The sequence below is a fragment of the Caulobacter sp. DWR2-3-1b2 genome (assembly GCF_049896345.1).
Lineage (GTDB): Bacteria > Pseudomonadota > Alphaproteobacteria > Caulobacterales > Caulobacteraceae > Caulobacter.
On the sequence record NZ_JAFCUC010000004.1, the window covers coordinates 132,016 to 155,731 of the forward strand.

At 67.7% G+C, this 23,716-nt stretch carries 22 protein-coding genes and 1 pseudogene; 11 read left to right on the forward strand and 12 right to left on the reverse strand.

Annotation, left to right across the window (positions count from 1 at the left end; genetic code table 11):
* Positions 1 to 18 precede the first annotated feature (18 nt).
* The 3 genes from ACP694_RS12470 to ACP694_RS12480 all read right to left on the reverse strand — a co-directional run bounded on the left by ACP694_RS12470 (position 19) and on the right by ACP694_RS12480 (position 3,937).
* On the reverse strand, positions 19 to 1,545 hold the full coding sequence (locus ACP694_RS12470) for a methyl-accepting chemotaxis protein (protein ID WP_426012827.1): 1,527 nt from the start codon (positions 1,543 to 1,545) through the stop codon (positions 19 to 21).
* A gap of 101 nt (positions 1,546 to 1,646) precedes the next feature.
* Positions 1,647 to 2,249, reverse strand: coding sequence for an anthrone oxygenase family protein (locus ACP694_RS12475; protein ID WP_426012829.1), 603 nt, complete (start codon positions 2,247 to 2,249; stop codon positions 1,647 to 1,649).
* Between the two features lie 140 nt (positions 2,250 to 2,389).
* A complete protein-coding gene (locus ACP694_RS12480; protein WP_426012831.1) occupies positions 2,390 to 3,937 on the reverse strand; it encodes a glucan biosynthesis protein G in 1,548 nt (515 codons plus the stop codon).
* Between the two features lie 237 nt (positions 3,938 to 4,174).
* Between ACP694_RS12480 and ACP694_RS12485 the strand changes: the two genes are divergently transcribed.
* The 4 genes from ACP694_RS12485 to ACP694_RS12500 are packed head-to-tail and all read left to right on the forward strand — an operon-like array spanning position 4,175 to position 7,726.
* Positions 4,175 to 5,290: an ABC transporter permease gene (locus ACP694_RS12485; protein WP_426012832.1), complete on the forward strand. Its 1,116-nt coding sequence runs from the start codon at positions 4,175 to 4,177 to the stop codon at positions 5,288 to 5,290.
* 8 nt (positions 5,291 to 5,298) lie between these two features.
* On the forward strand, positions 5,299 to 6,138 hold the full coding sequence (locus ACP694_RS12490) for an ABC transporter ATP-binding protein (RefSeq protein WP_426013254.1): 840 nt from the start codon (positions 5,299 to 5,301) through the stop codon (positions 6,136 to 6,138).
* Positions 6,138 to 7,076, forward strand: coding sequence for an MlaD family protein (locus ACP694_RS12495; protein WP_426012834.1), 939 nt, complete (start codon positions 6,138 to 6,140; stop codon positions 7,074 to 7,076). The genes ACP694_RS12490 and ACP694_RS12495 overlap by 1 nt, the downstream gene beginning before the upstream one ends.
* Entirely contained in the window at positions 7,073 to 7,726 is a 654-nt protein-coding gene (locus ACP694_RS12500; RefSeq protein WP_426012836.1) for an ABC-type transport auxiliary lipoprotein family protein, read from the forward strand. The genes ACP694_RS12495 and ACP694_RS12500 overlap by 4 nt, the downstream gene beginning before the upstream one ends.
* Before the next feature lie 98 nt (positions 7,727 to 7,824).
* On the opposite strand, the gene ACP694_RS12505 is transcribed toward ACP694_RS12500, so the two are convergent.
* Together ACP694_RS12505 and ACP694_RS12510 are read right to left on the reverse strand one after the other, a co-directional pair.
* A complete protein-coding gene (locus ACP694_RS12505; protein ID WP_426012838.1) occupies positions 7,825 to 8,322 on the reverse strand; it encodes a type II toxin-antitoxin system VapC family toxin in 498 nt (165 codons plus the stop codon).
* Positions 8,322 to 8,570, reverse strand: coding sequence for a type II toxin-antitoxin system Phd/YefM family antitoxin (locus tag ACP694_RS12510; RefSeq protein ID WP_426012840.1), 249 nt, complete (start codon positions 8,568 to 8,570; stop codon positions 8,322 to 8,324). The genes ACP694_RS12505 and ACP694_RS12510 overlap by 1 nt, the downstream gene beginning before the upstream one ends.
* Positions 8,571 to 8,777: 207 nt before the next feature.
* Here ACP694_RS12510 and ACP694_RS12515 point away from each other — a divergent pair, with 207 nt between their 5' ends.
* A complete protein-coding gene (locus ACP694_RS12515) occupies positions 8,778 to 10,148 on the forward strand; it encodes a cation:proton antiporter (RefSeq protein WP_426012842.1) in 1,371 nt (456 codons plus the stop codon).
* 157 nt (positions 10,149 to 10,305) lie between these two features.
* Here ACP694_RS12515 and ACP694_RS12520 read toward each other — a convergent pair whose 3' ends face one another.
* The 4 genes from ACP694_RS12520 to spbR all read right to left on the reverse strand — a co-directional run bounded on the left by ACP694_RS12520 (position 10,306) and on the right by spbR (position 15,127).
* Positions 10,306 to 11,352 (reverse strand): sterol desaturase family protein, encoded by a 1,047-nt coding sequence (locus tag ACP694_RS12520; RefSeq protein WP_426012844.1) that lies wholly within the window; start codon positions 11,350 to 11,352, stop codon positions 10,306 to 10,308.
* A 185-nt stretch (positions 11,353 to 11,537) separates the two neighbouring features.
* The gene (locus ACP694_RS12525; RefSeq protein ID WP_426012845.1) at positions 11,538 to 13,097 is read right to left on the reverse strand and encodes a tryptophan halogenase family protein; all 1,560 of its coding nucleotides are present in this window, start codon (positions 13,095 to 13,097) and stop codon (positions 11,538 to 11,540) included.
* A gap of 70 nt (positions 13,098 to 13,167) precedes the next feature.
* On the reverse strand, positions 13,168 to 13,929 hold the full coding sequence (locus ACP694_RS12530; RefSeq protein WP_426012847.1) for an NUDIX hydrolase: 762 nt from the start codon (positions 13,927 to 13,929) through the stop codon (positions 13,168 to 13,170).
* A 58-nt stretch (positions 13,930 to 13,987) separates the two neighbouring features.
* Positions 13,988 to 15,127 (reverse strand): pole-localized protein SpbR, encoded by a 1,140-nt coding sequence (gene spbR / locus ACP694_RS12535; RefSeq protein ID WP_426012849.1) that lies wholly within the window; start codon positions 15,125 to 15,127, stop codon positions 13,988 to 13,990.
* Positions 15,128 to 15,289: 162 nt separating this feature from the next.
* On the opposite strand from spbR, the gene ACP694_RS12540 reads away from it, so the two are divergent.
* Together ACP694_RS12540 and ACP694_RS12545 are read left to right on the forward strand one after the other, a co-directional pair.
* On the forward strand, positions 15,290 to 17,092 hold the full coding sequence (locus ACP694_RS12540) for an ATP-binding protein (protein WP_426012851.1): 1,803 nt from the start codon (positions 15,290 to 15,292) through the stop codon (positions 17,090 to 17,092).
* Between the two features lie 62 nt (positions 17,093 to 17,154).
* Positions 17,155 to 18,336, forward strand: a complete 1,182-nt coding sequence (locus ACP694_RS12545; protein ID WP_426012853.1) for a CaiB/BaiF CoA transferase family protein — start codon at positions 17,155 to 17,157, stop codon at positions 18,334 to 18,336.
* Positions 18,337 to 18,376: 40 nt separating this feature from the next.
* Here the strand turns inward: ACP694_RS12545 and ACP694_RS12550 are convergent, their stop codons facing one another.
* Positions 18,377 to 19,246 carry a transglycosylase SLT domain-containing protein gene (locus ACP694_RS12550; protein WP_426012854.1) on the reverse strand — a complete coding sequence of 290 codons (870 nt, stop codon included), beginning with the start codon at positions 19,244 to 19,246 and terminating at the stop codon, positions 18,377 to 18,379.
* Positions 19,247 to 19,432: 186 nt separating this feature from the next.
* Between ACP694_RS12550 and ACP694_RS12555 the strand changes: the two genes are divergently transcribed.
* Positions 19,433 to 20,152, forward strand: coding sequence for a TonB family protein (locus ACP694_RS12555; RefSeq protein ID WP_426012856.1), 720 nt, complete (start codon positions 19,433 to 19,435; stop codon positions 20,150 to 20,152).
* Positions 20,153 to 20,321: 169 nt separating this feature from the next.
* Here ACP694_RS12555 and ACP694_RS12560 read toward each other — a convergent pair whose 3' ends face one another.
* Positions 20,322 to 21,485 (reverse strand): acyl-CoA dehydrogenase family protein, encoded by a 1,164-nt coding sequence (locus ACP694_RS12560; protein ID WP_426012858.1) that lies wholly within the window; start codon positions 21,483 to 21,485, stop codon positions 20,322 to 20,324.
* A 33-nt stretch (positions 21,486 to 21,518) separates the two neighbouring features.
* Positions 21,519 to 22,526 (reverse strand): FAD-dependent oxidoreductase, encoded by a 1,008-nt coding sequence (locus ACP694_RS12565; protein WP_426012859.1) that lies wholly within the window; start codon positions 22,524 to 22,526, stop codon positions 21,519 to 21,521.
* 213 nt (positions 22,527 to 22,739) lie between these two features.
* On the opposite strand from ACP694_RS12565, the pseudogene ACP694_RS12570 reads away from it, so the two are divergent.
* From ACP694_RS12570 to ACP694_RS12580, 3 genes and pseudogenes are all read left to right on the forward strand, one after another.
* A pseudogene (locus tag ACP694_RS12570) lies at positions 22,740 to 23,137 on the forward strand (helix-turn-helix domain-containing protein); the annotation flags it as partial.
* Positions 23,138 to 23,250: 113 nt separating this feature from the next.
* Positions 23,251 to 23,403 carry a hypothetical protein gene (locus ACP694_RS12575; protein WP_426012861.1) on the forward strand — a complete coding sequence of 51 codons (153 nt, stop codon included), beginning with the start codon at positions 23,251 to 23,253 and terminating at the stop codon, positions 23,401 to 23,403.
* Positions 23,404 to 23,521: 118 nt separating this feature from the next.
* Positions 23,522 to 23,671, forward strand: a complete 150-nt coding sequence (locus tag ACP694_RS12580) for a hypothetical protein (protein ID WP_426012863.1) — start codon at positions 23,522 to 23,524, stop codon at positions 23,669 to 23,671.
* Positions 23,672 to 23,716: the final 45 nt, after the last annotated feature.

Below are 23,716 nucleotides of genomic sequence, written 5' to 3' on the forward strand. Positions count from 1 at the left end.
GCGGTTGCAGCCCGGCCCTCATCGTCCTGGGCGGGCGAACGCCGGGGCGCGAGCGCGGACCTCCGGCGCTGGCGTGTCGGCCTGAACAAACCCCGCCCCCGTGCGGAAACCGCCGACATGGTTGGATAGGTCCGCCGCATCGGCCCGCAGGGCGTGGGTGGCCTGGGTGGATCGCTGGACCATGGCGGTGTTGCGCTGGGTGACCTGGTCGAGCTGGTTGACGGCCACATTGACCTGCCCCAGGGCGGAAGCCTGCTCGTTGGCCGAGGCTGCGATCTCGTCGACCAAGGCGTCGATCGAGCCCACCTTGTCGACGATGCCACGCAGGGCCTCACCCGTCTGGCCCACCAGGTCGACGCCCTCGCCCACCTTGCGGCTGGAGTCGGCGATCAGGGTCTTGATCTCCTTGGCGGCGTCGGCCGAGCGCTGGGCCAGGGCGCGGACTTCCTGCGCGACGACCGCGAAACCGCGACCGGCGTCGCCGGCCCGCGCCGCTTCGACGCCGGCGTTCAACGCCAACAGGTTGGTCTGGAAGGCGATCTCGTCAATGACGCCGAGGATCTGCGAGACCTTGTCCGAAGAGCTTTCGATCTGCGTCATGGCCTGGGCCGCGCGGGTCACCACCGCGCCCGAGGCCTGGGCGTCGGCGGCGGCTTGCCGGACCTGAACAGAGACCGCCTTGGCGCTCCTGGCGGTGCGGTCGACGGTGGCGGTGAGTTGTTCGACGGCGGCGGCGGTCTGTTCCAGGGTCGCGGCCTGCTGCTCGGTCCGCTGGGCCAGGTCGTCGGCGGCGTGGGCAATGTCGTCGGCCCCGGCGCGGATGCCCGAGGTGGCGCGGGTTACCGCGTTCATGGTCTTGTCGAGCGCTGCGGCGGCGTTGTCGAAGTCGCTCTTCAAGCTCTCGAACTCGGCTGACAGCACGCCCTCAACCCGCGCCGACAGGTCGCCGGCCGCCAGGCGCGACAGGGCCACGCCCAGGGCGGCGATGGCCGCGGCGCGCTGGCGGTCGGAGGCCTGGCGCTCGGCCTCCAGCCGGTCGCGTTCTTCCAGCAGCACCGAGAAATAGGCCGAGACCGACAGGTCGATGTCGAGGAACACCGCCTTGGTCAGGGCCACCACCTGATCGGCGCCGTCGGTGTCGGCCTTGCCGCCGCCGAACAGCCCGCCCTTGCGGCGCTTGGCCAGCACGGCGCGGATCAAGCCTTCGACGACCAGGGCGTAGCCGCCGATCGACCAACGCGGCTCAAGGCCCGCGCGGGCGTTGGACTGGCCGACGCGCTCGACCGCCTGCAGGTAGTCGGCACCTTGATCGCCCGAGGTCATCCGCTTCCAGTGCGCCACCTGGCGGGCCTGGGCGCTTTCACCGCGCCCGCCCTGGAAGAGACCGCTAGTCTCGGCGAAGCCTTTCAGCTGGACGTAGAAGCTGTCCAACGCCGAGGGGATCGCGGCGTCGAGGGCCGGCTTGGCCGCCTGCAAAGCCGTCCTCGACCGATGATCGAAACGCATGAAGGCCATGCGCTGGTCGAGTTGCGGGTTGGCGCTCATGCGAGGAGTTCCGATTCACTTCGTGCGTTCAAGCAACGAGCCGTGACGGGAATTCATTAACCAAGATTGAAGCGGGGCTGTCGGGTGCAGATAAGACGCGGTTAGATGCTCCTCGCGAACCAGACAATGAAGGCGGCGACGCAGAGCAGGCCGAGCCAGAGGATCACCCTTACCCACAGGGGGTCAGGCGGCGCGACCTGGGCGGGCCATGGCACGGTCAAGGCGCGAAGCGCCGCGACGAACGCGGCGCTGGCGCCGACGACTCTGACCCAGTCGAGCTGAATCCAATGCCGAGCCATGACGATGGATTCCGCGTCCGTGATCGTATTCTTGGGCGAGCCCAGGCCATGGTACCAGAGCGCGGCGTTCATCGGCCAAAACGCGGTAACCGTGAGGATCAGCAGAGCGAGAATGCCGATCGATGGGAGGCATAGGAGCCAGCGATAACGCCATGGCGTCTTCCAGCCCGCAATCAGGGCCCCGAACGCCGCGATGAGCATGGCTGCTGAGAAGGGGATAAAGAAGGCCCCCGTATCGACCGGCCATGCCTTGCCATAGGGCATCATCGCCAAGGACTGCGGCGGGTGGGCGCTCCAAGCGCCTGCCAAGACAACGAGATCGAAGAGCTTTGCGCCAACCAAAGGGCCGCCGACCAGCACCGCCAGCCACAAGAAGGCTCTGGTTGCAACTTCACGACGCGGCATGTCCGACCCCTAGCTTGGCTTGAGAAAGTGCCCGATGTCGAGCCAAGTGTCTATTTCAGCATAACCCGACCGGCAGGTCCGTTTCGCACCACGTCTTCGGCGCTCGATCCCTGCGTTCAGACCTTCCAGCCTGCTATCCTCTATGCCGTCCACAGATAGCGCCATGTCTCCGAAATCGGCGCCCCGCCGCGTAGCAGCCGCAGCGACAATTCCACGTTCGTGGCCGCCGGCTTCAGCCCGAACGCCGCCCGCGCCGAGGCGTCTTCCGGATAGGGCGACAGGGCCCGCCAGGCGATCTCGCCGCCCGTCGCCTCGACCTCCAGGGCCACCCCATCCAAGCCCTCGGCGAGCGCCCCGCCCTGCAGGTCGACGGTGAACAGCCGCAGGCCCGCCTGGGCGTCGGCGCCTGTGCGCGTGCGGAACACCCGCGCGCCGGGGGTGGCGAAGCGCTCCTGGCCCCAGTGCAGGCGGTAGCGCAGATCGACCTGCGAGCCCGCCGCCCACGGCTGTTCTGGCCGCCAGAAGATGGCGATGTTGTCGTCGCTCTCCTTGGTGGTCGCCAGCTCGGCCAGATGGATGGCGCCCTTGCCCCAGGGGTCCAGGGGCTCGACCCACAGGCTGGGCCGCAGGTCGTAGCGGGCCTGCAAGTCACCGAAGTCTTCCAAGGCGCGGGCTCGCTGCACTAGGCCAAAGCCCTTGGGGTTCTCGTCGGGGAAATTGCTGAGCCGGTGGGCCTTGGGGTTCTGCAGTGGCCGCCACAGATGCTCGTCGGCCCCGGTCCAGATCGCCAGGCCGTCGCTGTCATGCACGGCGGTGCGGAAGTCATCGACCGGCGAGGCGGCGGCCACGTTGAACAGGAACATGCTGCTCATCCCCGCTGCGCCGGCCTTGGCCATGGCCACGCGCGGGAAGATGGACGCCGTCACGTCAAACACCACGTCCTCGCCCGGGCGGATCGTGAAGCTGTAGGCGCCGGCGCAGCTGGGACTGTCCATCAGGGCGTGGACGACCACTGCCTCGCCTTGGTGGGCCTCACTGGTGTTTTGGGGCCGCTCGAGCCAGAAGGCGATGAAGTCGGGAAACTCCTCGTTGGGCTCACCCGCCCCAATCGCGAGGCCGCGCGCCGAGAGGCCGTAGCGCTGGCCGCGGCCCAGGCTGCGGAAATAGCTGGCGCCCTGGAACACCGCGATCTCGTCCAGCTTGTCGGCGTCGTTCAGCGGATAGAGCAGGCGGAAGCCCGAAAAGCCGTTCCAGGCCTTGGCGACATCAGCATGCTCGCCGGGAATGTCGAACATCGCCGGGTCGAAGGCGATCGGCCGGGCCAGCCCTGCGGCGACCTCGTGGATCGGCAGCGGGAGGGAATAGAGATAGGCGGGCGGGAAGAACTCCGCGCGGAAGGAGGGACGGCGGTCCTTCCACAGGTCCGCCTCGGGCCGGAAGCGGATGCGGAAATAGTCGTCGTAGGACAGACCCGAGAGGGCCGGCTGGCGCGCGGGCTGGATATAGGAAGTCACGGCCAGGCGCCGGGCGCGTTCGCGCAGCAGTCCGACGGAAAAGGGCTCGGCGGCGTCCTCGACCTCGGCTTCCTCCCCGGCCCGCGCCATCGCCAGCCGGGGGGCCAGGGCCAGCACGGCCGATAGCGAAAGCTTGCCGAGCGCCGCGCGCCGGTTCACGGAACTCGAATACATGCTGGCCTTCTAAAGCAACCCGACGTCACCGCGCTACCGAACGCGGCCTGGACGGCGCCGATTGGCCTTTTCGCCTTGGAACAGGGCGCCGATAGGGCGATCGGCGACGAGGCTGCTGGCGTGACGTGGCAGGCGCGTCTATCACGGCGCGCAACAAGCGCGACCTTGGTGCGTTTGGGCTTTGGTCGACCTCTTTGCTAGGGTTGCGACGTCTGGAAAGAGAGACCTAAGGGCTTCATGGGCGCGCCGGCTGATTTTACCTTCGAGGACATCGACGGCCATCGCACAGCCGTGCTTTCCGGCGACTGGACCGCGCGCGGCATGGTCGACGCCGGCGAGCGTCTTGTCGGCGCCTTGGATGGCTCGGACGCCGTCGATCTGGACCTAACCAACCTCACTCGCTGCGACACAGCCGGGGCCTATGCGATCATCCGCGCCGCTGACGGCCGGGTCACAGCCGGTCACATCAAGGCCAGCAGCCAGACCGAGCGCCTGCTGAAACTGGTCGGCGACGCCGTCCAGGTCGAGCCGGAGGCCGCCCCGCCCCGTCGCGGCTTCCAGGCCCTGCTTGAACGCGTTGGCCGCGGCGTGTATGGCCTGGGCGACGATCTCTACAGCACCCTCGCCTTCCTGGGCCACTTGCTGGTGGCCATCGGCCGCTGCATTGCCAAGCCCAGCCGCATTCGCTGGGCCCCGGTCTTCTCGCTGGCCGAGCGCGCCGGGCTTGACGCCATTCCGATCGTGGCCACCACCACCTTCTTCATCGGCGCGGTCGTGGCCCTGCTGGGCGCCAACCTGCTGACCCAGTTCGGGGCCCAGGTGTTCGCGGTCGAGCTGGTCAGCATTTCGGTGCTGCGCGAGTTCAACATCCTGATTACCGCCATCCTGCTGGCCGGGCGTTCGGCCTCCAGCTTCGCGGCCGAGATCGGCTCGATGAAGATGAACCAGGAAATCGACGCCATGCAGGTGATGGGCGTTGACCCCTACGAAGCCCTGGTCCTGCCGCGCTTCACCGCCCTGCTGATCACGATTCCCCTGCTGACGTTCGTGGCCACCCTGGCCGGCCTCGCGGGCGGCATCGCGGTGACCTGGGCGGTGCTGGACTTGTCGCCGGGCTTCTTCCTGCAGCGCATGAACGACAGCGTCGGCGTGCAGCACTTCTGGATCGGCATGTCCAAGGCGCCGGTGATGGCCATGGTCATCGCCGCCATTGGCTGTCGCCAGGGCATGGAAGTCGGCAATGACGTCGAATCTCTCGGCCGCCGCGTGACCTCCGCCGTCGTCCAGGCCATCTTCGCGATCATCGCCATCGATGCGATCTTCGCCCTGGTCTACATGGAGATAAACGTATGACTTCGGTCATCGCCGCTCCCGCCGAAGACCAAGCCCAATCGACCGCCGAGGCGCCGCCGGTCCGGGTCACGGGCTTGGTCTCGCGGTTTGGCGACAACATCATCCACGAGAACCTGGACCTGACCGCCAATCGCGGCGAGGTGCTGGGCGTGGTCGGCGGTTCGGGCTCCGGCAAGTCGGTGCTGCTCAACACCATCATCGGCCTGAAGGTCCCCGACGGCGGCACGGTCAAGCTGTTTGGCCAGGACATGGCCGACGCCTCGCGCAAGCGCTGGAACGTCATCGAGCGGCGCTGGGGCGTGCTGTTCCAGCAGGGCGCGCTGTTCTCGAACCTGACCGTGCGGGAGAATGTCTCCGCGCCGCTGCACGAGCATACCCGCCTGCCAAGGCGCGAGATCGACCACCTGGCTGACCTGAAGATCGCCCTGGTTGGCCTGCCCGCCCGGGCCGGCAATCTGAAGCCCGCCGAGCTGTCGGGCGGCATGCGCAAGCGCGCGGGCCTGGCACGGGCCCTGGCCATGGACCCCGAGCTGCTGTTCCTCGACGAGCCGACGGCCGGCCTGGATCCGATCAGCGCCGCAGCCTTCGACACCCTGATCAAGGACCTGTCCGACAGCCTGGACCTGACCGTGTTCATGATCACCCACGACCTGGACACCCTCTACGAGATCACCGACCGCATCGCGGTGATCGCCGACAAGCATGTGGTCGCCACCGGCTCCGCCCAGGAGCTGGAGAAGAACGACCACCCCTGGATTCAAGAGTATTTCATGGGACCGCGCGGTCGCGCGGCCGCCGGCAAGGCGACGCCTCAACCCGCGCCGCAGGCGACACCAAGGACGAGTTAATGGAAAGAAACGCCAACTACGCCCTGGTCGGGGGAGCGACGCTGATCCTGTTCATGGGTCTGCTGATCTTCGGCGTCTGGCTGGCAAAGCTCAGCTTCAACCAGGAGTATGACCTGTACGACGTGTTGTTCGTCGGGCCCGTTCGCGGCCTGCAGGACGGCGGCGAGGTGCATTTCAACGGCATCAAGGTCGGCGAGGTCACCAAGATCGCGCTGGACAAGAGTGACCCCAACCGGGTCATCGCCCGGGTGCGCGTCACCTCGGACGTGCCGATCAAGACGGACAGCTTCGCCACTTTGGAGCCCCAGGGCATCACGGGCGTCAACTACATCCAGATCACCGCCGGCGCGCCCGCCAAGCCCTTGCTGAAGAGCACGGTCAAGAAGGACGAGGTGGCGGTAATCCGTAGCCAGCGCAGCGCGCTTTCGGACCTGCTGGAGGGCGGCGGCACGGTGCTGACCCGCACCATCGAGGCGCTGGACCGCATCAACCGCGTGCTGTCGGATGACAACGTCAAGACGGTCAGCGCCGCGATCAGCGACGTGCAGTCCGTCACCGCCGAGCTGCGCGAGCGCAAGGAGATCATCGCCGACGCCCAGCAGGCCCTGCAGAGCATCGAAGCCACCTCGACGCGGATCGGCCAGCTGTCCGACTCGGCCAATGGCCTGGTCAATGGCGACGCCAAGCGGACCCTGGCCAATCTGGGCGACGCCGCCGACGAGCTGAAGGCCACCGCCAAGGACGTGCGCGGCATGGTCGGCAAGCTGGAAGGCCCGACCAGCGACTTCGCCACCACCGGCCTGCCCCAGCTGTCGGCCGCCGTCGTCACCCTGCAATCGGCCGCCGAGTCGCTCGACCGCCTGGTCGGCGAGGTTGAACAGAACCCGCGCGCCCTGGTCAGCAAGGCGCCGGCCAAGGAACTGGAGGTCCAGCCGTGAGCACTCTTTCCATGAGCGTTGGGCGCGTCGCCCTGCGATCCCTGGCGGTCGCCGCTACGGCCCTGGCCCTCACCGGCTGCATCAGCCTGTTCCCCAAGGCGGATCCGTCGGGCCTCTACCGCTTCGGCACGGCGGCCCCGGCCGCGACCAGCGCGCCGGTGGAGAAGTCGTTCGGGGTGTTCAAGACCCCGACCGTCTTCACCCGCGCGGCCATGGGCGACCGGCTGCTGACCTTCACCAATGGCGAGGCCGCCTATATCGCCGGCGCCCGCTGGGTGTCGCCGGCCATCGTGCTGTTCGACGAAGCCGCCGCCCGGGCCTTCGAGGCCGAGAGCAGCCCCGCCCGCCTGGTCACCCGCGGCGAAACCGGCAAGGCCGCCATGGCCCTGCGCCTCGAGGTCCGCGCCTTCGAGACCGACTATGTCGACGGCCCCAAGGCGGCGCCCGAGGTGCTGGTCGAGATCCGGGCCGTCATGACCCGCAACGGCGACCGCGCCCTGCTCGGCGACAAGGTGTTCCAGACGCGGGTCAAGGCGTCGGACAACCGGGTCGGCGCGATCGTCCAGGCCTATGACCAGGCCAACAGCAAGACACTGGCGGACATCATCACCTGGGTGGGCGCTGCGGGCGCGAAGCTGCCGGCGGCGTAGATCCGCCGCTCATTCCAGCGCCGCGATTTCCTTCTCCCCTTGCGGGAGAAGGAACGCGCTGGAAAGGTCGATGACCTCTCTCCGAGATGTGACGCCCCCTACCCCCGCACAAAAATGTTCTTCAACCAGTGCGAGCCGGCCTTGGCGGCCTGGCCCCAGTCCTCGTCTTCGCTGGCGGCGTCGGGGGCGTAGCCCCAAGGGTTGAACAGCTTGACCTTCGTGGCCTTGAAGGCCGCGATGTTGCGCGTCACCAGGGTCAGGCCGTGCTCAAGGGCCGTGGCGGCCAGCAGGGCGTCGCGCCCTCCCCCGTGCGGCAGCTGGGCGCAGCGGCGAACCACCGCCGCATCGACGGGCAGGATGCGGCCGTCAAAGGCCGGCGCGACCTGGACGTCCAGCCAGGCTCGCAGGGCCAAGCCGTGGGTCTTGTCTCGACGCTCGGCGCGCCCTACCCCAGTCTCCAGCTCCAGCAAGGTGAGCGCCGAGATGAAAAGGCTGGCCCGCGCCACCCCGCCCGCCCAGCCGGCCAGCCCCGGGTCGGTCCCGCCCGACTTGGCGTTGCGCAGCTCGAAGACGATGTCGGTGTCGAGCAGGTACATCAGCCGCCGCTCCGGCGGTCCCAGGCGTCATCCGAACGCGCGGCGTCGAGGTCGATGGCCGGAAGTCCTGGCATGGCCAACAGGTCAACTATGGTCTCGGTCTGGCCGGTCAGCCGGCGATAGGTCTCCACGCTCATCAGCACGTGAGTCGCCTTGCCGCGATCGGTGACGAACACCGGCTCGATCCGCGCGGCGCGCTTGGCCTGGCTGACATCCTGGTTGAAGTCGCGGCTGGAGATGACTTTCACGGATCCAAATACCTACATTGACAAGGCTGTCTTGTAGGTACGTTACTACATTGTGACCTTCCGGCAACAGGGAATAAGCCAGCAAAAACAATCTTCTGTACAACCTCGTCAAAAACGGAATTTCAACTTGCGAGCCAAAGCCAAGTCTGCGCGGCTTGGCGCCAACGGCGGTCAACGCCGAGGGGTTTTCACAAGGGGGGACAGTACGTGTCCGACATCATCGCCAGTCTTGTCAGCACCGTCAGCGGCATTCTCGCGCCGCACGGGCCGGCAACCGCCTCCGCCGCGCACAGCTATGCGCCGGGCGATTTCAGCGTTCACTTCTTCCTGCAGCTCGCGGTGATCCTGCTGGCCTGCCGCGTGGTCGGCTGGCTAGGTCAGAAGCTTCTGGGTCAGCCCCAGGTCGTGGGCGAGATGATCGCCGGCGTGGTCCTGGGCCCGTCCTTGCTGGGCCTTGTGTTCCCGCACTTCCAGGGCATGCTGTTTCCCAAGGAAACCAAGAACGTCCTCTATGTCGGCGCCCAGTTGGGCGTGGGCCTGTACATGTTCATGGTCGGCACCAGCTTCCAGGCCGCGCACTTCAAGGCCAAGGCCAAGAGCGCCGCCAGCGTCTCTCTGGCCGGCATCATCGCGCCGTTCCTGATCGCCGTCGCCATCACCCCCTTCCTGCTGAAGGTGCCTGGCCTGTTCGCCGAGGGCATCTCGCGCGCCAACGCCACCCTCTTCCTGGGCGCCTGCATCGCCCTGACCGCCTTCCCGATGTTGGCTCGGATCATCAATGAGCGTGGTTTGGCGAAGACCTCGCTGGGCACCCTGTCGCTGACGGCCGGCGCCTTTGACGACGCGGTGTCGTGGTGCGTGCTGGCCGTGGTGCTGGCCACCTTCGGCGGCGGCCCTGGCGTGGCGGTCCTGGCGATCGGCGGCGGCGTGACCTACGCCCTGTTCCTGGCCTTTTTCGGTCCGCGCCTGCTGGCCCCCCTGGGCCGGATCGTTGAGCGCGAAGGCAAGATGAGCCCGACGATCCTGGCCATCACCCTGATGCTGTTCTGCCTGTCGGCCTTCCTGATGGACGCCGTCGGCATCCACGCCATCTTCGGAGGCTTCATGCTGGGCGCCGTCATGCCGCGCGGCCTGTTCGTCGAGGAACTTAAGAAGAAGGTCGAGCCGCTGGCCGTCGTCCTGCTGCTGCCGATGTTCTTCACCTATTCGGGCCTCAACACCCGGATGGACATGGTCAACTCGCCCCAGCTGTTGCTGATCGCGATCGGCATCCTGGCCGCCTCCATCCTGGCCAAGGGCGTGGCCTGCTACGCCGCCGCCCGCCTGTCGGGCGAGGACAACCGAACGGCCCTGGGCATCGGCGCCCTGATGAACTCGCGCGGCCTGATGGAATTGATCATCATCAATATCGGCCTGCAGAAGGGCATCATCGGCCCGACCCTGTTCTCGATGCTGGTGCTGATGGCCATCGTCACCACGGTGATGGCCAGCCCCCTGTTCGAGGTGGTCTACGGCAAGAAGGCGCGGGAGAGCGGCGAGCTCGAAGCGCTGGACGGAGCCGCGGCCAAAGCCGCCTAGAGCAAGCCGCGCGATATAGAAATCGCACGGCTTGCTCTAGATTTTTGTTTTCGCATCGCTTTTGCGCAAAACCGGTGGCCGCTTTTCCGCGCGATGCTCTAGGCAAGGTCTTGAAAGCCGCTTGCCTTAGCCCCGCTCCTCTGGAGCGGGGCCCTTCTTATGCGTCCGCTTCCGAGGCCAGGTCCCGCAGTGGCGCGCGAGGTGCCTGTTTGAGCCCGACGAGCCCTTCGAAGGCGAGCGTTTTGACGCCTGTCCAGAACTCGCAATAGTCGCGCCACAGGTCCGGCACGAACCAGGCCCCATGGCGGTAGGGCGCCGGCGTCCCGATCCGCATGGCTTCCCGCGGGGCGTCGCGCCACGTCCCGAACAGACGATCCCAGATGGGCAGGAGGGCGAGGTTGATCGGCATCCGGTTGAGGCTGTGATGCAGGCGGTGGTGCAGCGGCGACTGCACGACCCAACGGCCGACCCAGCCGAAGTTGGACTCGATCCGCGAGTGAATCAGAAGCCGAATGATGATGATCACGATGCCGGTTTGGGCCAGGGCCGCGGGGTCCGAACCCAGCAGAACGCCCGGCAGGATGGCGCCGACCACGGCAGTGAACATCGCCGGGTGCACGCGGGCGGCGGTCAGGACCGAGAACGACTCCGCGGCGTGATGGAACCGGTGCAGCGGCCAGAACACGCGCGAGTGGTCCAGGCGATGGCTCCAATAGTCGAGCAGCGTGTAAAGCAGGAACAGGATCGCGGTTTGAAGCAACAGGGGAGCGCCGGCGATGCTGATATCGATCCCGGTCGCGTCGGCGAAAAGGCATCGCAGCCCTGCGCCCGAAACGTACACGACGCCGAAACTCATGATCCCGGCGACCATGGTCGAAACCGGCGCCAGCTGGAAAAAGTAACAGGCCAAGTCGGACCAGCCCGAAGCGGTGCGCTCGACCAGCAGGTGCCGCACCGAGCTCTTCCGCCACCCCACCCACAAGTACTCGACCAGGAAGACGGCGGGCAGCAGGGCGCCGAGTTCCAGCGTGCGGTCGATCACGCGCCGGTGCACCTCATGCACCAGCTGGACGTGTCCGAAGAGATGCAGAACCACGGTGTCGGGAACGAGATGGCGCAGGGTCCACCAGCCCAAAGCCAGCAGGGCCAGGTGGGTGGCGACGAGCGACAACGCGACGGGATGAAACAGCCGGCGAATCGTCACGAAGAAAGGACCCAGCGCTCTCGCTGCTGGGATTGGTCCGCTATGATCCACTCGCCTATCCCTCGCCCCCAAAGCGTTCGGCACTCGCACAACGAGAGCAAGAGTTGAGCCAATAGCCCTAAGGAGCCGTTCACGGCGCAGCTTCGCTTGAGACAAAAGATGTCGAGCCCGTCGTCCGCCTCGTTTCAGGCGCTCTCCAGAGCCCGATCGAACCCGAACCGGTTGATCTGCGCGATCAGGTCGCGGTGGCTGGGCAGGTCCTGGGTGGCGCGTTCGCCAAAGCCGCGGATCTTGCGAAACAGGGTTTCGGCCGCCGCGACGTTGGGGAACTCCGCCCGTCCCGGCGACAGGTCGGTTTTGAAGCCCATGCCGTAGAGGATGTACTGGTAGTTGAAGAAGGCGAAGGTCTCGAGATCCAGGATGAAGTCAAAACGCGTCGGCGGGCGATAGCGCCATTGCTCCAGTAGATCGGCCAGCCGGTCGGGGATCGAGGCCGGATTTCTGTTGTCGCGCCAGAATGGCTCGGCGCGCTGGCTGATGCAGTAGTGCAGCTTGAGAAAGGTGATGATGTTGTCGTAGCGGGCCGTCATCAGTTCGTTGAAGCGGAAGGCGGGGGCTCCGATCGGCCCGTTATGGGGGAAGAGCTCGGCGATCATCGCCACCGCCGCCTCGATCAAGACCACGCCGGTCGATTCCAAGGGCTCCAGAAAACCAGCCGACAGGCCCACGGCGACGCAGTTCTTCACCCACTGCTTCTGACGATAGCCGGCATCGAAGGCGATGCTGCGCGGGGCGATCTCGGCGGCGGTGTCGCCGATGTAGCCGCGCAGAATCGCCTCGGCCTGGTCGTCGTCCATGTGGCCACTGGAATAGACGCAGCCGATTCCCCGGGCTCCGTTCAGGCCGATGTCCCAGGTCCAACCCGCCTCGTGCGCAGTGGCGATCGTAAAGCTCTGGATCGGCGCGTCGGGACGATCATAGGGGATCTTGCAGGCGATGGCCCGGTCGGCGAACAGAATATCGCGCACCGACTTGAAGGGCGACTGCATGGCCTTGCCGATCAGCTCGGCGTGGAAGCCCGTGCAGTCGATATAGAGATCGGCCTCCAGCCGGCCATGCTCGACAGAGATCACGTGGTCAATCGCGCCGGTTGCGTCCAGTTCCACCGTTTGCAGCGCGCCCTTCAGATGACGCACGCCCAACTCGACGGCGCGTTCGGCCAGAACCTCGGCCAGCCGGGCCGAGTCGAAATGGTAGGCATAGTTCAGCGGACCGGCGAAATTGCCCTCGTGCGGACGCTTAGGCGCCCGCTGGGCGTCGGCGACCCGCGACTGGATGGTCATGGCCTCGGCGAACGGCGCGCGCGTCGCCTCGTCCTGCAGCAACCAGTACGGCGCCAGGCTGGAGCCGTCGGTCGAGAACGGCGGCTCAAAAGGATGGAAGAAGTGGTGGCGGGCGCCGTCCTTTGGCGTCTGCGCCCAGTCGTTGAAGCGGATGCCCTGCTTGAAGGTGGCCGAGGTCTCGCGGATGAAACGCGCCTCGTCGATGCCCAGGAATTGCAGGGTGTTGCGGATGGTCGGGAAGGTGGCCTCGCCAACACCGATGATACCGATGTCGGGCGACTCCAGCACGGTGATGTCCAGGCGCGCGTGCTCGGCCACTTGCAGATGCTTGGCCAGGTAGGCCGCCGTCAGCCAACCCGCTGTCCCGCCGCCGACGATGAGGAGGCTACGTCTACGATCCATGTCGTCTGATTAGCGGTTTTGATCGGTTTCGGCCCGCGAAATCGGGCGCCGTCGGCCTCGAAGCGAGGCCCTACAGCGCCGACAGCGGCTCGGCCGCCGCGCCATAGCCGGCGTCGGGCTGGATGCGCAGCGACGCCCCCTCGACCCACGGCTCGACCGTGACCAGCGGTCGGCTTCGCGCGGTGTCGATGGCGGTGGTCGGGCTCGCGCTTTCGGCAAGCAATTGCAGGTTCATCCGGGTGGGGAAGATCACCTTCCGTTCGCCGGACGCCGCCAAGGCTAGGGCCTCGCCGGGCGCGATCCACTCGGCGTCGACCGCCTCGTGGCCGTCGCAGATCGCCAGTTGGGCCAGGGGCGCGTGGGCGACGTAGAACCAGGTGTCGAAGCGCTTGGTCATCAGCGGCGGGGTGATCCAGCGGGCGAAGATGGTCAGGGCGGCCAGGTCCAGCTTCAGCCCCAGATCACGCACGACGTCGAGGAAGGTCACGCGGTCGTCGGCGACGGCGGCCCGCACGTCGATCGCCGCCTCGCCCACATAGGTCTCGCCTTCGGCGTCGCGGGCCAGCAGCACGCCGGCCTCCTCATAGGCCTCGCGGATCGCGGCGATGCGCAGGGCCGGGCCGTCCTCCCCGACGCTGTCCCAGCCGGTGGCGTGGTCGGTCCAGGCGGGATCATGGTCGCCGGCGTGGCTCTTGCCGCCCGGAAAGACCAGGGCGCCCGCCGCGAAGTCGATCTGGTGGTGTCGCTTGACCATCAGCACCTCGAACGGCGCATCGCGGAGAAGCAGGATGGTGGCGGCGGGCCTTATCGGCTCTTCGGGGCGCTCTGACATGGCGTCAGCTTGTCGGAAATGCGCGCGGTTGCCCAGAGGGTTCGAACGGATGTTCGGGTTAGCCCGCCGCGGCCGCTCCCTTGGCCTGTTCACCCAGCCGGTCCACCCGCGCCAGCAGATAGTCGGTATCCTCGCGCGACATCGCCGTGGACGAGGTGAGAAACCGCTGGATCATGTGCTCCTGGAAACGCTCGCGGTCGCCGGGACGGCCGTCATAATCCATGGCGTGAAAGGCGTCGACGCCGGCCCGCAAGGCGGGGAACAGGCGCGGCGGCAGGCCAGCCCGCTCGCAGATCGCCTTCAGGCCCAGGTCGCCAGCGTCGTGGATCATCAGCCAGGTGCGGTGATGCGGTACGCCAGCCAGCTCGGCCACGCCCCACTCGAAGAAGCTCATGTGGCCATGGGCCAGGACCCGCAGCAGCAGCGACGGGGTCAGGCGCTTGACGCTGTTGAGGTGGGCGGCGAAGCCCTTGGCGTCGGCGGCGCGGCCGGCCTGATCGACGAGATCGATCGTGGCCCGCTCCTTGGCGCCCAGAATCAGTTCCAGCGTGCGCTCGGCCGACAGGGCATGGTGGTCTAGGATGTAGTCGCGAAGCTGGTCGCCGACCATGTCGATCAGGCGCTCGGTCACGGCCAGCGGCAGGCTCGTGCGATAGGCGACGGCGGTCAGCACCTTCTCCGAGGTGGAGAACCGGTTCAGCGCCTTTTGCAGCGCGGTCTCGGACATCCGGGCGTTGTCGTTGGCGCAGATGGTGGCGACCATCTCCTCCGACCCTTGCTCGACCAGCAGGGCGGTGACCTTGCTCGACAGCCTGGGACGCTTGGCCACCGCCATCTGCCGCATGGGGCCGCCGAGACGGACGATTTCGGCGAGATCGGCGTCGCTGAACACCGGCGAGAAGCTGATGATCGGCAGCGACACGCTCTCGACGTCGCGGGCAAGCTTGTTGGCGATGTCCGGCGGCAGCACCGGTGAGTTGCGCAGGGTCACGGCCAGGGCGCGGCGCACCAGCTCGGCGGCGTCTCCCGCCATCACCCGCAGGATTTCGTCCGCCAGCGTGCGTTGATCCTCGTCCAGCTCGGCGCGGTCGATGGTTCGACACAGCTTGTGGGCCGCCAGGGCGCGCTCGTCAGGGGTCGCGCCCTTCACCAGCATGCGGATATCTTGGTCGGTGAGGGCGGCGCGGGTGGTGGCCATGGGTGTCTCCCCTATCCCCCGGGGAACAGCGTGGAATCAGATCATCTCGCGTTAAGCTTAACGATTGTTTGTGCTCGAAGGGCTGTGGATTAACGATAAGCCGTAACGGGACGCAAACCGCGACCGCCTTAGGCTTCTCGGATACCCCGAGGAATCCGACCGTTGTTCGCCGAGCGCCGATCTCACGACCCCGCCTCGAGCGGCGCCGACGTCCGCATGGCGCTTGACGCCCAGGCCGCGCTTTTGCCTTACGCTCTGGCGGTATTCGCGGTCAGCCTGCCGATCTATGTCTGGGCCGGATCCTTCGCCGCCAATGCCGGCTGGCTGGCGATGAGCTTTAGCGTGTTCGCCATCAACTGGGGCATCTTCTACGGCGTCGTCGCCTGGCTGCGGACGCCAGCGGCCCAGGACGTGGCGCGGCGCTCGCGGGTGCAGGTGCTGTCGGGCCTGCTGTGGGCCGTGGCGGTCAGCCAGATGGCCGCCTTTGCCGATGGCGCGGGCGCGGCGCGCGAGACCCTGCTGCTGCTGGCTGTCGGCGCTTCGGTAGTCTGCATCTTCTTCTCCGCACCCAACCTCATCGCCCTGCTGATTACCGCACCGATCGCAGCCATGGGCCCGCTGGCCCTGCTGTTCTCACGCGCCGAGAGCCAGAGGGCCGGAACCATGGCCTGGGGCGCCATCGCCCTGGCCATGGCGCTGTCGCTGGTGCTCAACCGCATGCTGCGCCGCCAGCACGCCCTGGCCCTGGCCCACGAGGCCCTGCTTGAGGAGCGGCTGAGGGTGCTGGAGCACGCCGAGCGCGTCGCTCGCTCCAAGTCCGACATCGTCGCCACTCTCAGCCACGAGATCCGCAACGGCCTGACTGGCGTCACCCACGTTCTGGCCGCCGCCGCCGGCAAGGGCGGTCGCGCCGCCCCGTCGCGCGAACAGCTGAACGCCGCCCTCGACGCCGCCCAGGACCTGGTCGCCGTGCTCAACGCCACCCTGGACTCCGAAATCGCCGAGTCCGGCCGCCTCGCGGTCGAGGCGGTGGCCTTCGAACCCGTGCGCCTGATCCGCGACCTGGTCCTGCTCGACCGCCCGCACGCCATGGCCAAGGGTCTGGAGCTGAGCGTCCATATCGAGCCAGACCTGGAACACCGCCAACAGGGCGCCGCCATCGGCGACGCGCTCCGCACTCGCCAGATCGTCGCCAACATCGTCGGCAACGCCGTCAAGTACACCGTTCGCGGCCGTATTGAGGTGCGGGTCGAGCGGCGTGGCGACCAGATCGCCATCGCGGTGGCCGACACCGGTCCGGGTCTGTCGCCCGAGGAGATGGAGCAGGCGTTCCAGGCCTTCCAGCGCATCGAGCGCACCGGCGCCGGCGTCAATGGCGCGGGCCTGGGCCTGTCGCTGTCGCGGCAGCTGGCTCGGCTGATGGGCGGCGCGCTGGAGGCCTCCAGCGCCGTGGGCGTGGGCAGTTGCTTCACCCTGACCCTGCCCTTCGACGAGTCCGTTGTCTGCGCGATCGAGACCGACCGCGAGGCCGCCCAGGCCGCTGAACCGGCTGGCGCCCCTCCGCGCAACCTGCGCATCCTGGTGGCCGAGGACGACGCCCTCAACGCCGCCATGCTGCGGGCCATCCTGGAGCAGCTGGGCCACCAGGTGGTGCACGCCCAGAACGGGCGCCGAGCCCTGGACCTGGCCAAGATCTGCGACTTCGACCTGGTGATGCTGGACGGCCGGATGCCGATCATGGACGGTCCCCAGACCGCCCGCGCCCTGCGCGACCTGGACGGCGCCAATCGCCATGTGGCGATCATCGCGGTGATCGGCGGCGACGCCGACGAGGCCCGCGAGTGCCTGGACGCCGGGGCCGACACCGTGCTGCGCAAGCCGGTCAGCGTCGCCGCCGTAGCCCGCGCCGTCGCCGACGCCGCCACCCTGGGCCGCAAGAGCGCCAACCAGGCGGCGGTCGCCTAGCCTCTTCCCAACAGACGTTTAAGTCGTCCACACTCCTCCCAACGATAAAACGGGAGGATGCGATGCTGCGCGATCTGCGGGTCATAGAGTTGGCCACCTATATCGCCGCCCCAGGCGCGGCCGGGATCATGGCCGACTGGGGCGCCGACGTGATCAAGATCGAGTCGCCCGACGGCGACCCGATGCGCGGCTTCTTCGAGAGCCTGGGCTCGGACCAGGACGCCAACCCGATCTTCGAACTCGACAACCGCGGCAAGCGCTCGGTGGTGCTCGACATCCGCTCGCCGGGCGGAAGCTTGGCGGCGAAGGCCCTGGTCAAGGACGCCGACATCTTCCTGACCAATGTGCGCCCCGCCGCTCTGGCGCGCGCCGGCCTCGACTACGAGACCTTGAAGGCGGTCAATCCGCGCCTGATCTATTGCAGCCTGACCGGCTATGGCCTGGAAGGCCCCGACGCCGACAAGCCGGGCATGGACGTGGCGGCCTTCTGGTCACGGGCGGGGGTGGGCGCGATCACCGCCCCCAAGGGTCAGGAGCCGTTCCCGATCCGCACCGGCATGGGCGACCACGTCACATCCTTGGCGACGGTGTCGGCGATCCTGGCGGCCGTGCACGAGCGCCAGCGCACCGGAGTCGGGCGGTTGGTCGAGACCTCGCTGCTGCGCACCGGCGTCTATGCGATCGGCTCGGACATGGCGATTCAGCTGCGGTTCGGGAAGCTGGCCTCGACCCGGCCTCGCAAGGAGGCCGTGCAGCCCCTGGCCAATTTCTTCAAGACCCGCGACGGGCGGTGGATATGCCTGCTGGCCCGGCAAGGCTCCACCGACTGGCGCCAGATCGCCGCCGCCGCCGGCCGCCCCGACCTGCCCGACGATCCGCGCTTCACGACGGCCCGCCTGCGCCGCGACAATACCTCGGCCCTGGTGGAGATCCTCGACCAGGCCTTCGCCGCCATGGACTACGAAGAGGCCAAGGCCGCCCTCGACGCCGGCGACATCACCTGGGCGCCCTGGCAGACGCCGCGCGATCTGGTCAGCGACCCGCAGGCGGCCGCGGCGGGGTGTTTCGTGGAGACCCCGGATGGGAAGGGCGGGACCTTCCCCGCCCCGGCGGGTCCGGCGCGGTTTCCGGGGTCGGAAGATGGGCCGAGGGGGCCGGCGCCTAAGCTTGGCGAGCATACGGCGGCGGTGTTGGCGGAGGCGGGTTATTCGGAGGACGAGATTGCAGGGCTGGCAAGCCCCTGAAACTTTCCCTCTCCTTTACGGGAAGGGAGAGGAAGATTTGCTACCGATTGCTCTTCGTCCCGTCGCCGGCGTCGGACAGCATGCGCAGCATCTCGGACGAGAACATCGAGCTGGTCATCCGCTGGGCGGACGAGCCGCCGCCGGCCGACGACAGGCCAAAGCCGTCATCGACCCCTTGCGAGCCGCGCAGGATCAGGTCCACCAGTTGCTGCTCTTGCTGGATGCGCTCCAGCCGGCGGCCCGTGGCATATTGCACGAAGCCTGTCTCTGCGGCGGGCGTCGGATCGGAGTCGGGGGTGACGCGCGTGGCGCCGCCGGTCCGGGTCAGGTTGGCATAGACCTCGCTGACCGTGGCGGAGCGGCCCTCGCGATAGAAGATCGAGCGGTTGGCGGCCGCCGCGTCGGGGAACATCGCGGCGGCGCTGGCCCCGGGGCTGGCGCCCACGGCCTCGATCAGCCGCGCCGAGCCCTGGGGTCCCAGGAAGTGGGCGGCGTAGAGCTCGCCGGCCGTCGGCGAGCGCCCGACCCGGCCGCGCAGGTAGGAGGCATGGTCGGAGGTCAGTTCGCCGGCCATCAGCGAGGCGGCGTGCGGATCCAACTTCAGGCTCAGCACCGCCTTGCGCGCCTCGTCGCCGGCCACCCGGTACTTGCCGTCCGAACCCTGCTGGATCAGGTCGGCATAGCGGGCGTAGCCGTATTTGGAGCCGTGTTTTTTCAGCGTCGACAGCCAGGTCTGATCGACGAACTGGAACAGGCCCGACGCCGAGGAGGTGCCGGCCTTGGCGTTGGGGTTGAAGCCGCTCTCTCGCTTGGCCGCGCCCATCAGGAAGGTGAAGTCCACGCCCGTCGCGCTGGAGGCGCGCTGGATCGCCGACTCGACGACGCTGCGGATGGAGGTGACGTTGGCCATGCCCCGAATGTCTGACCGCACGTGGTTAATCGTGGATTAACCACGCCGCTCCGCCAGGCAGATTTTGCCTGTGGCGGGATGTCACAGTTACGTCTGTAATAAATTTAAGTTCGTAATATTTACAACCGTAATTCTTTGTGGAACGGTGGGGCGTCGGCCAGGAGCGGCCGGCCCCAGGAGGTTCCCATGGTCACCCAAACCGCCGCGATCGGTTCCTATATCCCAGGCGTCGACGCCTCGCCCGCCAAGCCCTCGAAGGCGATGCTGGCGGCGCTGGTCGTCGTGTCGATCGGCCATGCAGGACTGTTCGCCTATCTGGCTTACCAGAAGTATGGGCCGCCGATCGACATCGGGGGCGAGCCGCGCGTCTTCGAACTGCCGCTCTATAGGCCTCCGCCCAAGGAAGAGGTTCGAGACAAGCCGACTCCGCCGAGAGCGGCCAACCCTCCCCCGCTGCACAAGGCCGTCCCGCCGCCGGTGATCCCCGAACTGCTCAGTCCCTTCAAGCCGCCCGAGGAGCCGGTCGGCCCCGTCCGGGACGGTCCGGTGGACCCTGGCGCGCCCAAGTCGGAAGTTGGCCCGGTCGGCCCTCCCGCCCTGCCGCCCGCTCCGGTCATCGGCCGGCCCAACTGGCTAAAGAAGCCGGGCGCCTCGGAGTTCAGCCGCTTCTATCCCGACAGCGCCATGCGGCGCGGGGTCTCGGGCTCGGCGACCCTGAGCTGCACGGTGGCCGCCAATGGCGCGATCCGCATGTGCACGGTGCTGGCCGAGACGCCATCCGAAGAAGGCTTCGGCAGCGCCGCCATCAAGCTGTCGCGCTATTTCAAGATGAGCCCCCAGACCGAAGACGGCCGCCCCGTCGACGGCGCCAGCGTCCGCATCCCGATCAAGTTCGCGGCGGACTAGCTCGGGGCGCGGGATCATACCCACTTGCCCCCACCTGACCGCTTCGCGGTCTGTCCGCCCCCATAGGAGGCAGAGCTCAGGCGCGCGGGGCTCCGCCCCCTATGGGGGCGGACAGGCGACGAAGTCGCCAGGTGGGGGCAAGTGGGTGAGCTGCGAAAGGACTGTGACCTCAATAGCTCTTGGGCAGACCCAGCACCCGTTCGGCGATGAAGTTCAGGATCATCTCGCGGCTGACCGGCGCGATGCGGGCGATCATCGCCTCGCGGAAATAGCGCTCGACGTCATACTCCTTGGCATAGCCCATGCCGCCATGGGCCAGGACCGAGGTTTCGCAGGCGGTGAAGCCCGCCTCGGCGCCCAGATATTTGGCCGCGTTGGCCTCGGCCCCGCAATCTTGGCCGCGGTCGTAGAGGGCGGCGGCCTTGAAGGCCATCAGGTTGGCGGCTTCCAGCTCGGCCCAGGACTTGGCCAGGGGATGCTGGATGCCCTGGTTCTGGCCGATCGGCCGGCCAAACACCACGCGCTCCTTGGCGTAGGTCACCGCCTTGGACAGGGCCACTCGTCCCAGGCCCACCGCCTCGGCGGCGAACAGCACGCGCTCGGGATTGAGGCCGTGCAGGAGGTAGGCGAAACCCTTGCCCTCCTCGCCCACTAGGTCCTCCTGGGGCACGAACAGGTCCTCGATGAACAGCATGTTACACTCGACCGCCTTGCGCCCCATCTTGGGGATCGGCTTGGCCTCGATCTTCTCGCGGTCGGTGTAGAACAGGGAGAGCCCCTGGGTCGGCTTGGCGCACTGGTCCTTGGGGGTGGTGCGGGCGATGATCAGGATCTTGTTGGCGCGCTGGGCGCCCGTCGTCCAGATCTTGCGACCGTTCAGGCGGTAGCCACCGTCGACCGGCTCGGCCCGCGTCTCCAGGCTGGAGGTATCGAGGCCCGAATTGGGCTCGGTCACCGCGAAGCACATCTTGTCCTCGCCGGAAATCAGGCGCGGCAGATGCTTCTGGCGCTGTTCCTCAGTCCCAAACTTCACGATCGGCATCGGACCAAAGATGTTCAGATGGATGGCGCTGGCGCCGGAAAAGCCCGCCCCGGACTGGGCCACGGTCTGCATCATCACCGCCGCCTCGGTCAGGCCCAGGCCGGCGCCACCGACGCTCTCGGGCATGGCAACGCCCAGCCAGCCGCCCTCGGCGATGGCGGCGACGAACGCCTCGGGGAAAATCCCGGTCTCGTCGGTGCGCCGCCAGTACTCGTCGTCAAAGCCGGCGCACAGCTTGGCGACGCCCTCGCGGATGGCTTCCTGTTCCTCGGTCAACCAGAATCCGGCCATGCGCTCCTGCCCTTGCCTTGTTATCGTGGGTCCTCAGGTTCGCGAGAACCGCCGCGCGTCGAAGCTCGCGGCGTCCGGACCTGGGTTATCACCCATCAGATACGCGGCGACGAGATCGGCCACAAGCGGCGCCAGCAGCCAGCCGTTGCGGCGGGCTCCGACCGCCAGCATTACCTTGGGCGTCGCACTCCAGCCGACGAGGGGCAGGCCGTCGGGCGTGGTGGCGCGAACGCCGACCTCGGTGGCGAAGACCGCTTGCGCCAGTTGGGGGCGCAAACGGATCGCCGCCCGGCGAAGATCCTCCGTAGCCGTGGTGTCGACGGCCAGGTCATAACGACCAAATTCCATGGTCGCGCCGACGGCCGGGCGCGGACCCGGGCAGATATAGACGCCCTCACCCCGCAGAACCGGACCGTCGGCCGGCCCGCGATCAGCTCGCAAAATCTGGCCCCTGATCGGCGTCAAGACCGATAGCTCCGGCGCCAGGCCCGCGCCGTCCGCCGCGCCGGTCGCCAGCACCACGGCCGAGAAGGCGGCCAGGTCATCGGCGGTGAAGGCGCGGGGCTCGAACCGCGCGCCCAGGGCCTGGGCGGCGTCATGCAGGGCCTTCAGGGCCGGGCGGGCTTCGATCCGCCAGTCCTCGTCGCTCGTCAGGGCGCGTTCGCCGTCAGCGGGGTTCAGGGGCGCGCCCAGGGCCTCGGCGCGCGCCGCGACGGCGCAAAGCCAGGCGGTGTCGCCCTCAACCCTCAGGCCGCCCCTCTGGATCAAAACGCCGAGCGGGGCGGCGAAGGCGGGCCACAGGTCGCGCGTCCGGCGAAGGAGATCCAGGTGCGAAGCCGAAGCCGGGTCAAACAGCGCTTCGGCCACGGGCGCCAGCATGCCGGCCGCGACGCCCGAGGCGTTGTCGCCCAAGGGACGCGGATCGAACACCGTGACCGCCAGGCCGGCGCGCGCCAGGGCCAGGGCCACCGCCGATCCGATCGCGCCGGCGCCCGCCACGGCAACGGCCGTAGCCCCTTGGGCGCCTGCCTTCGTCTCCATGGCCGGCAGACACCCCTACCCGCCAAAAAGGTCAAGTCCGGTTCGCGCGTTTCCGGCGAAAGCGGTGATGTGTCAGAGGCGTGATGTGTCAAACGCGTGATGTGTCAGAGGCGTGACTATGACGGGCTCCTGGGTCTATCCTGTCTTCAGCAAGCTGGGCCGCGCGCCTCGCATCGACAGGCGATCAACGGCGGCTGGAGGGACGTGAAGCGGATGGCAGCAAAAACCACCGCGGATGCAGCTCATCCGGTCGACTTCTATGTCGGCGCGCGCCTGAGGATCCGGCGCAAGGTGCTGGGCCTGAGCCAGACCCAACTGGCCGACGCCCTGGGCATCACCTTCCAGCAGATCCAGAAATACGAGCGGGGGCAAATCGCATCAGCGCCTCGAAGCTCTACGAGGCCGCGCGCCTGCTGGAGTCGCAGATAGCCTACTTCTTCGACGGTCTGGACGAAACATCAGGCGCCAGTGACGACGGCTTCTCACAGCGTATGACCCAGTTCGTGGCCACGGCCGGGGGGCTGGAACTGGCCGACCTGTTCCCGCGCCTGAAGGACCGCCGGCTGCGTCGCCGCGTGGTTGATCTGGTCAAGGCGATGGTCGATGACGAGCCCGCCGCGGCGGTCTCCGAGACGCCCCTCGCCACGATGGCGCGACGACAGATCGAGAGCAGGGTCCGCGCGTTCTGGCCGGCGACTCCTTCCGTCGCTACGCATCGGTCTCCATGCTTCTCATCCTGTCGCTGTTCTTGGTCTGCACCGTCCTCGTCCCGGTGATCGGCGAAGTGGTCCGCCGTCACAACCGCATGATCCTCAAGCGCAAGCAGTTGGAAATCCTTCTGCGCGAGGGCGATGTCGCTGAATATCGGCTCGACTGAACGTCCGATCATAGCGTCGCTGTGACGCGGCCCCAGGCCCTATCGCGGGACGTCGTTCTGGCGCAGCATCCCTGGCAAGTCGAGCAGGCGCGGCGAGGTCCGCGCAGGGGAGCGTAGAGTGACCGTGTCTTCGGGGGCCGCTTTTGGCCGTGTCCGCTATTGGTGGCAGACCCGGCCTTTGGCCGGCTTGATGGTGGGTTGGATCGTGATCGCCCTGATCGCCTGGCGCGTCTGGGCGGCGCTCTTTTGCCCCCATGGCGAGGCCTGACACAGACGGCGACGAAAAAGGCCCGGCTGCGAAGCCGGGCCTTTT

Excerpts from the sequence above, each read along its gene's own strand:
- ACP694_RS12470 (WP_426012827.1), bottom strand. The coding sequence starts at position 1,545 with ATGAGCGCCAACCCGCAACTCGACCAGCGCATGGCCTTCATGCGTTTC.
- ACP694_RS12475 (WP_426012829.1), bottom strand. The coding sequence starts at position 2,249 with ATGCCGCGTCGTGAAGTTGCAACCAGAGCCTTCTTGTGGCTGGCGGTG.
- ACP694_RS12480 (WP_426012831.1), bottom strand. The coding sequence starts at position 3,937 with ATGTATTCGAGTTCCGTGAACCGGCGCGCGGCGCTCGGCAAGCTTTCG.
- ACP694_RS12485 (WP_426012832.1), top strand. The coding sequence starts at position 4,175 with ATGGGCGCGCCGGCTGATTTTACCTTCGAGGACATCGACGGCCATCGC.
- ACP694_RS12495 (WP_426012834.1), top strand. The coding sequence starts at position 6,138 with ATGGAAAGAAACGCCAACTACGCCCTGGTCGGGGGAGCGACGCTGATC.
- ACP694_RS12505 (WP_426012838.1), bottom strand. The coding sequence starts at position 8,322 with ATGTACCTGCTCGACACCGACATCGTCTTCGAGCTGCGCAACGCCAAG.
- ACP694_RS12525 (WP_426012845.1), bottom strand. The coding sequence starts at position 13,097 with ATGGATCGTAGACGTAGCCTCCTCATCGTCGGCGGCGGGACAGCGGGT.
- ACP694_RS12530 (WP_426012847.1), bottom strand. The coding sequence starts at position 13,929 with ATGTCAGAGCGCCCCGAAGAGCCGATAAGGCCCGCCGCCACCATCCTG.
- spbR (WP_426012849.1), bottom strand. The coding sequence starts at position 15,127 with ATGGCCACCACCCGCGCCGCCCTCACCGACCAAGATATCCGCATGCTG.
- ACP694_RS12545 (WP_426012853.1), top strand. The coding sequence starts at position 17,155 with ATGCTGCGCGATCTGCGGGTCATAGAGTTGGCCACCTATATCGCCGCC.
- ACP694_RS12550 (WP_426012854.1), bottom strand. The coding sequence starts at position 19,246 with ATGGCCAACGTCACCTCCATCCGCAGCGTCGTCGAGTCGGCGATCCAG.
- ACP694_RS12555 (WP_426012856.1), top strand. The coding sequence starts at position 19,433 with ATGGTCACCCAAACCGCCGCGATCGGTTCCTATATCCCAGGCGTCGAC.
- ACP694_RS12560 (WP_426012858.1), bottom strand. The coding sequence starts at position 21,485 with ATGGCCGGATTCTGGTTGACCGAGGAACAGGAAGCCATCCGCGAGGGC.
- ACP694_RS12565 (WP_426012859.1), bottom strand. The coding sequence starts at position 22,526 with ATGGAGACGAAGGCAGGCGCCCAAGGGGCTACGGCCGTTGCCGTGGCG.
- ACP694_RS12575 (WP_426012861.1), top strand. The coding sequence starts at position 23,251 with ATGCTTCTCATCCTGTCGCTGTTCTTGGTCTGCACCGTCCTCGTCCCG.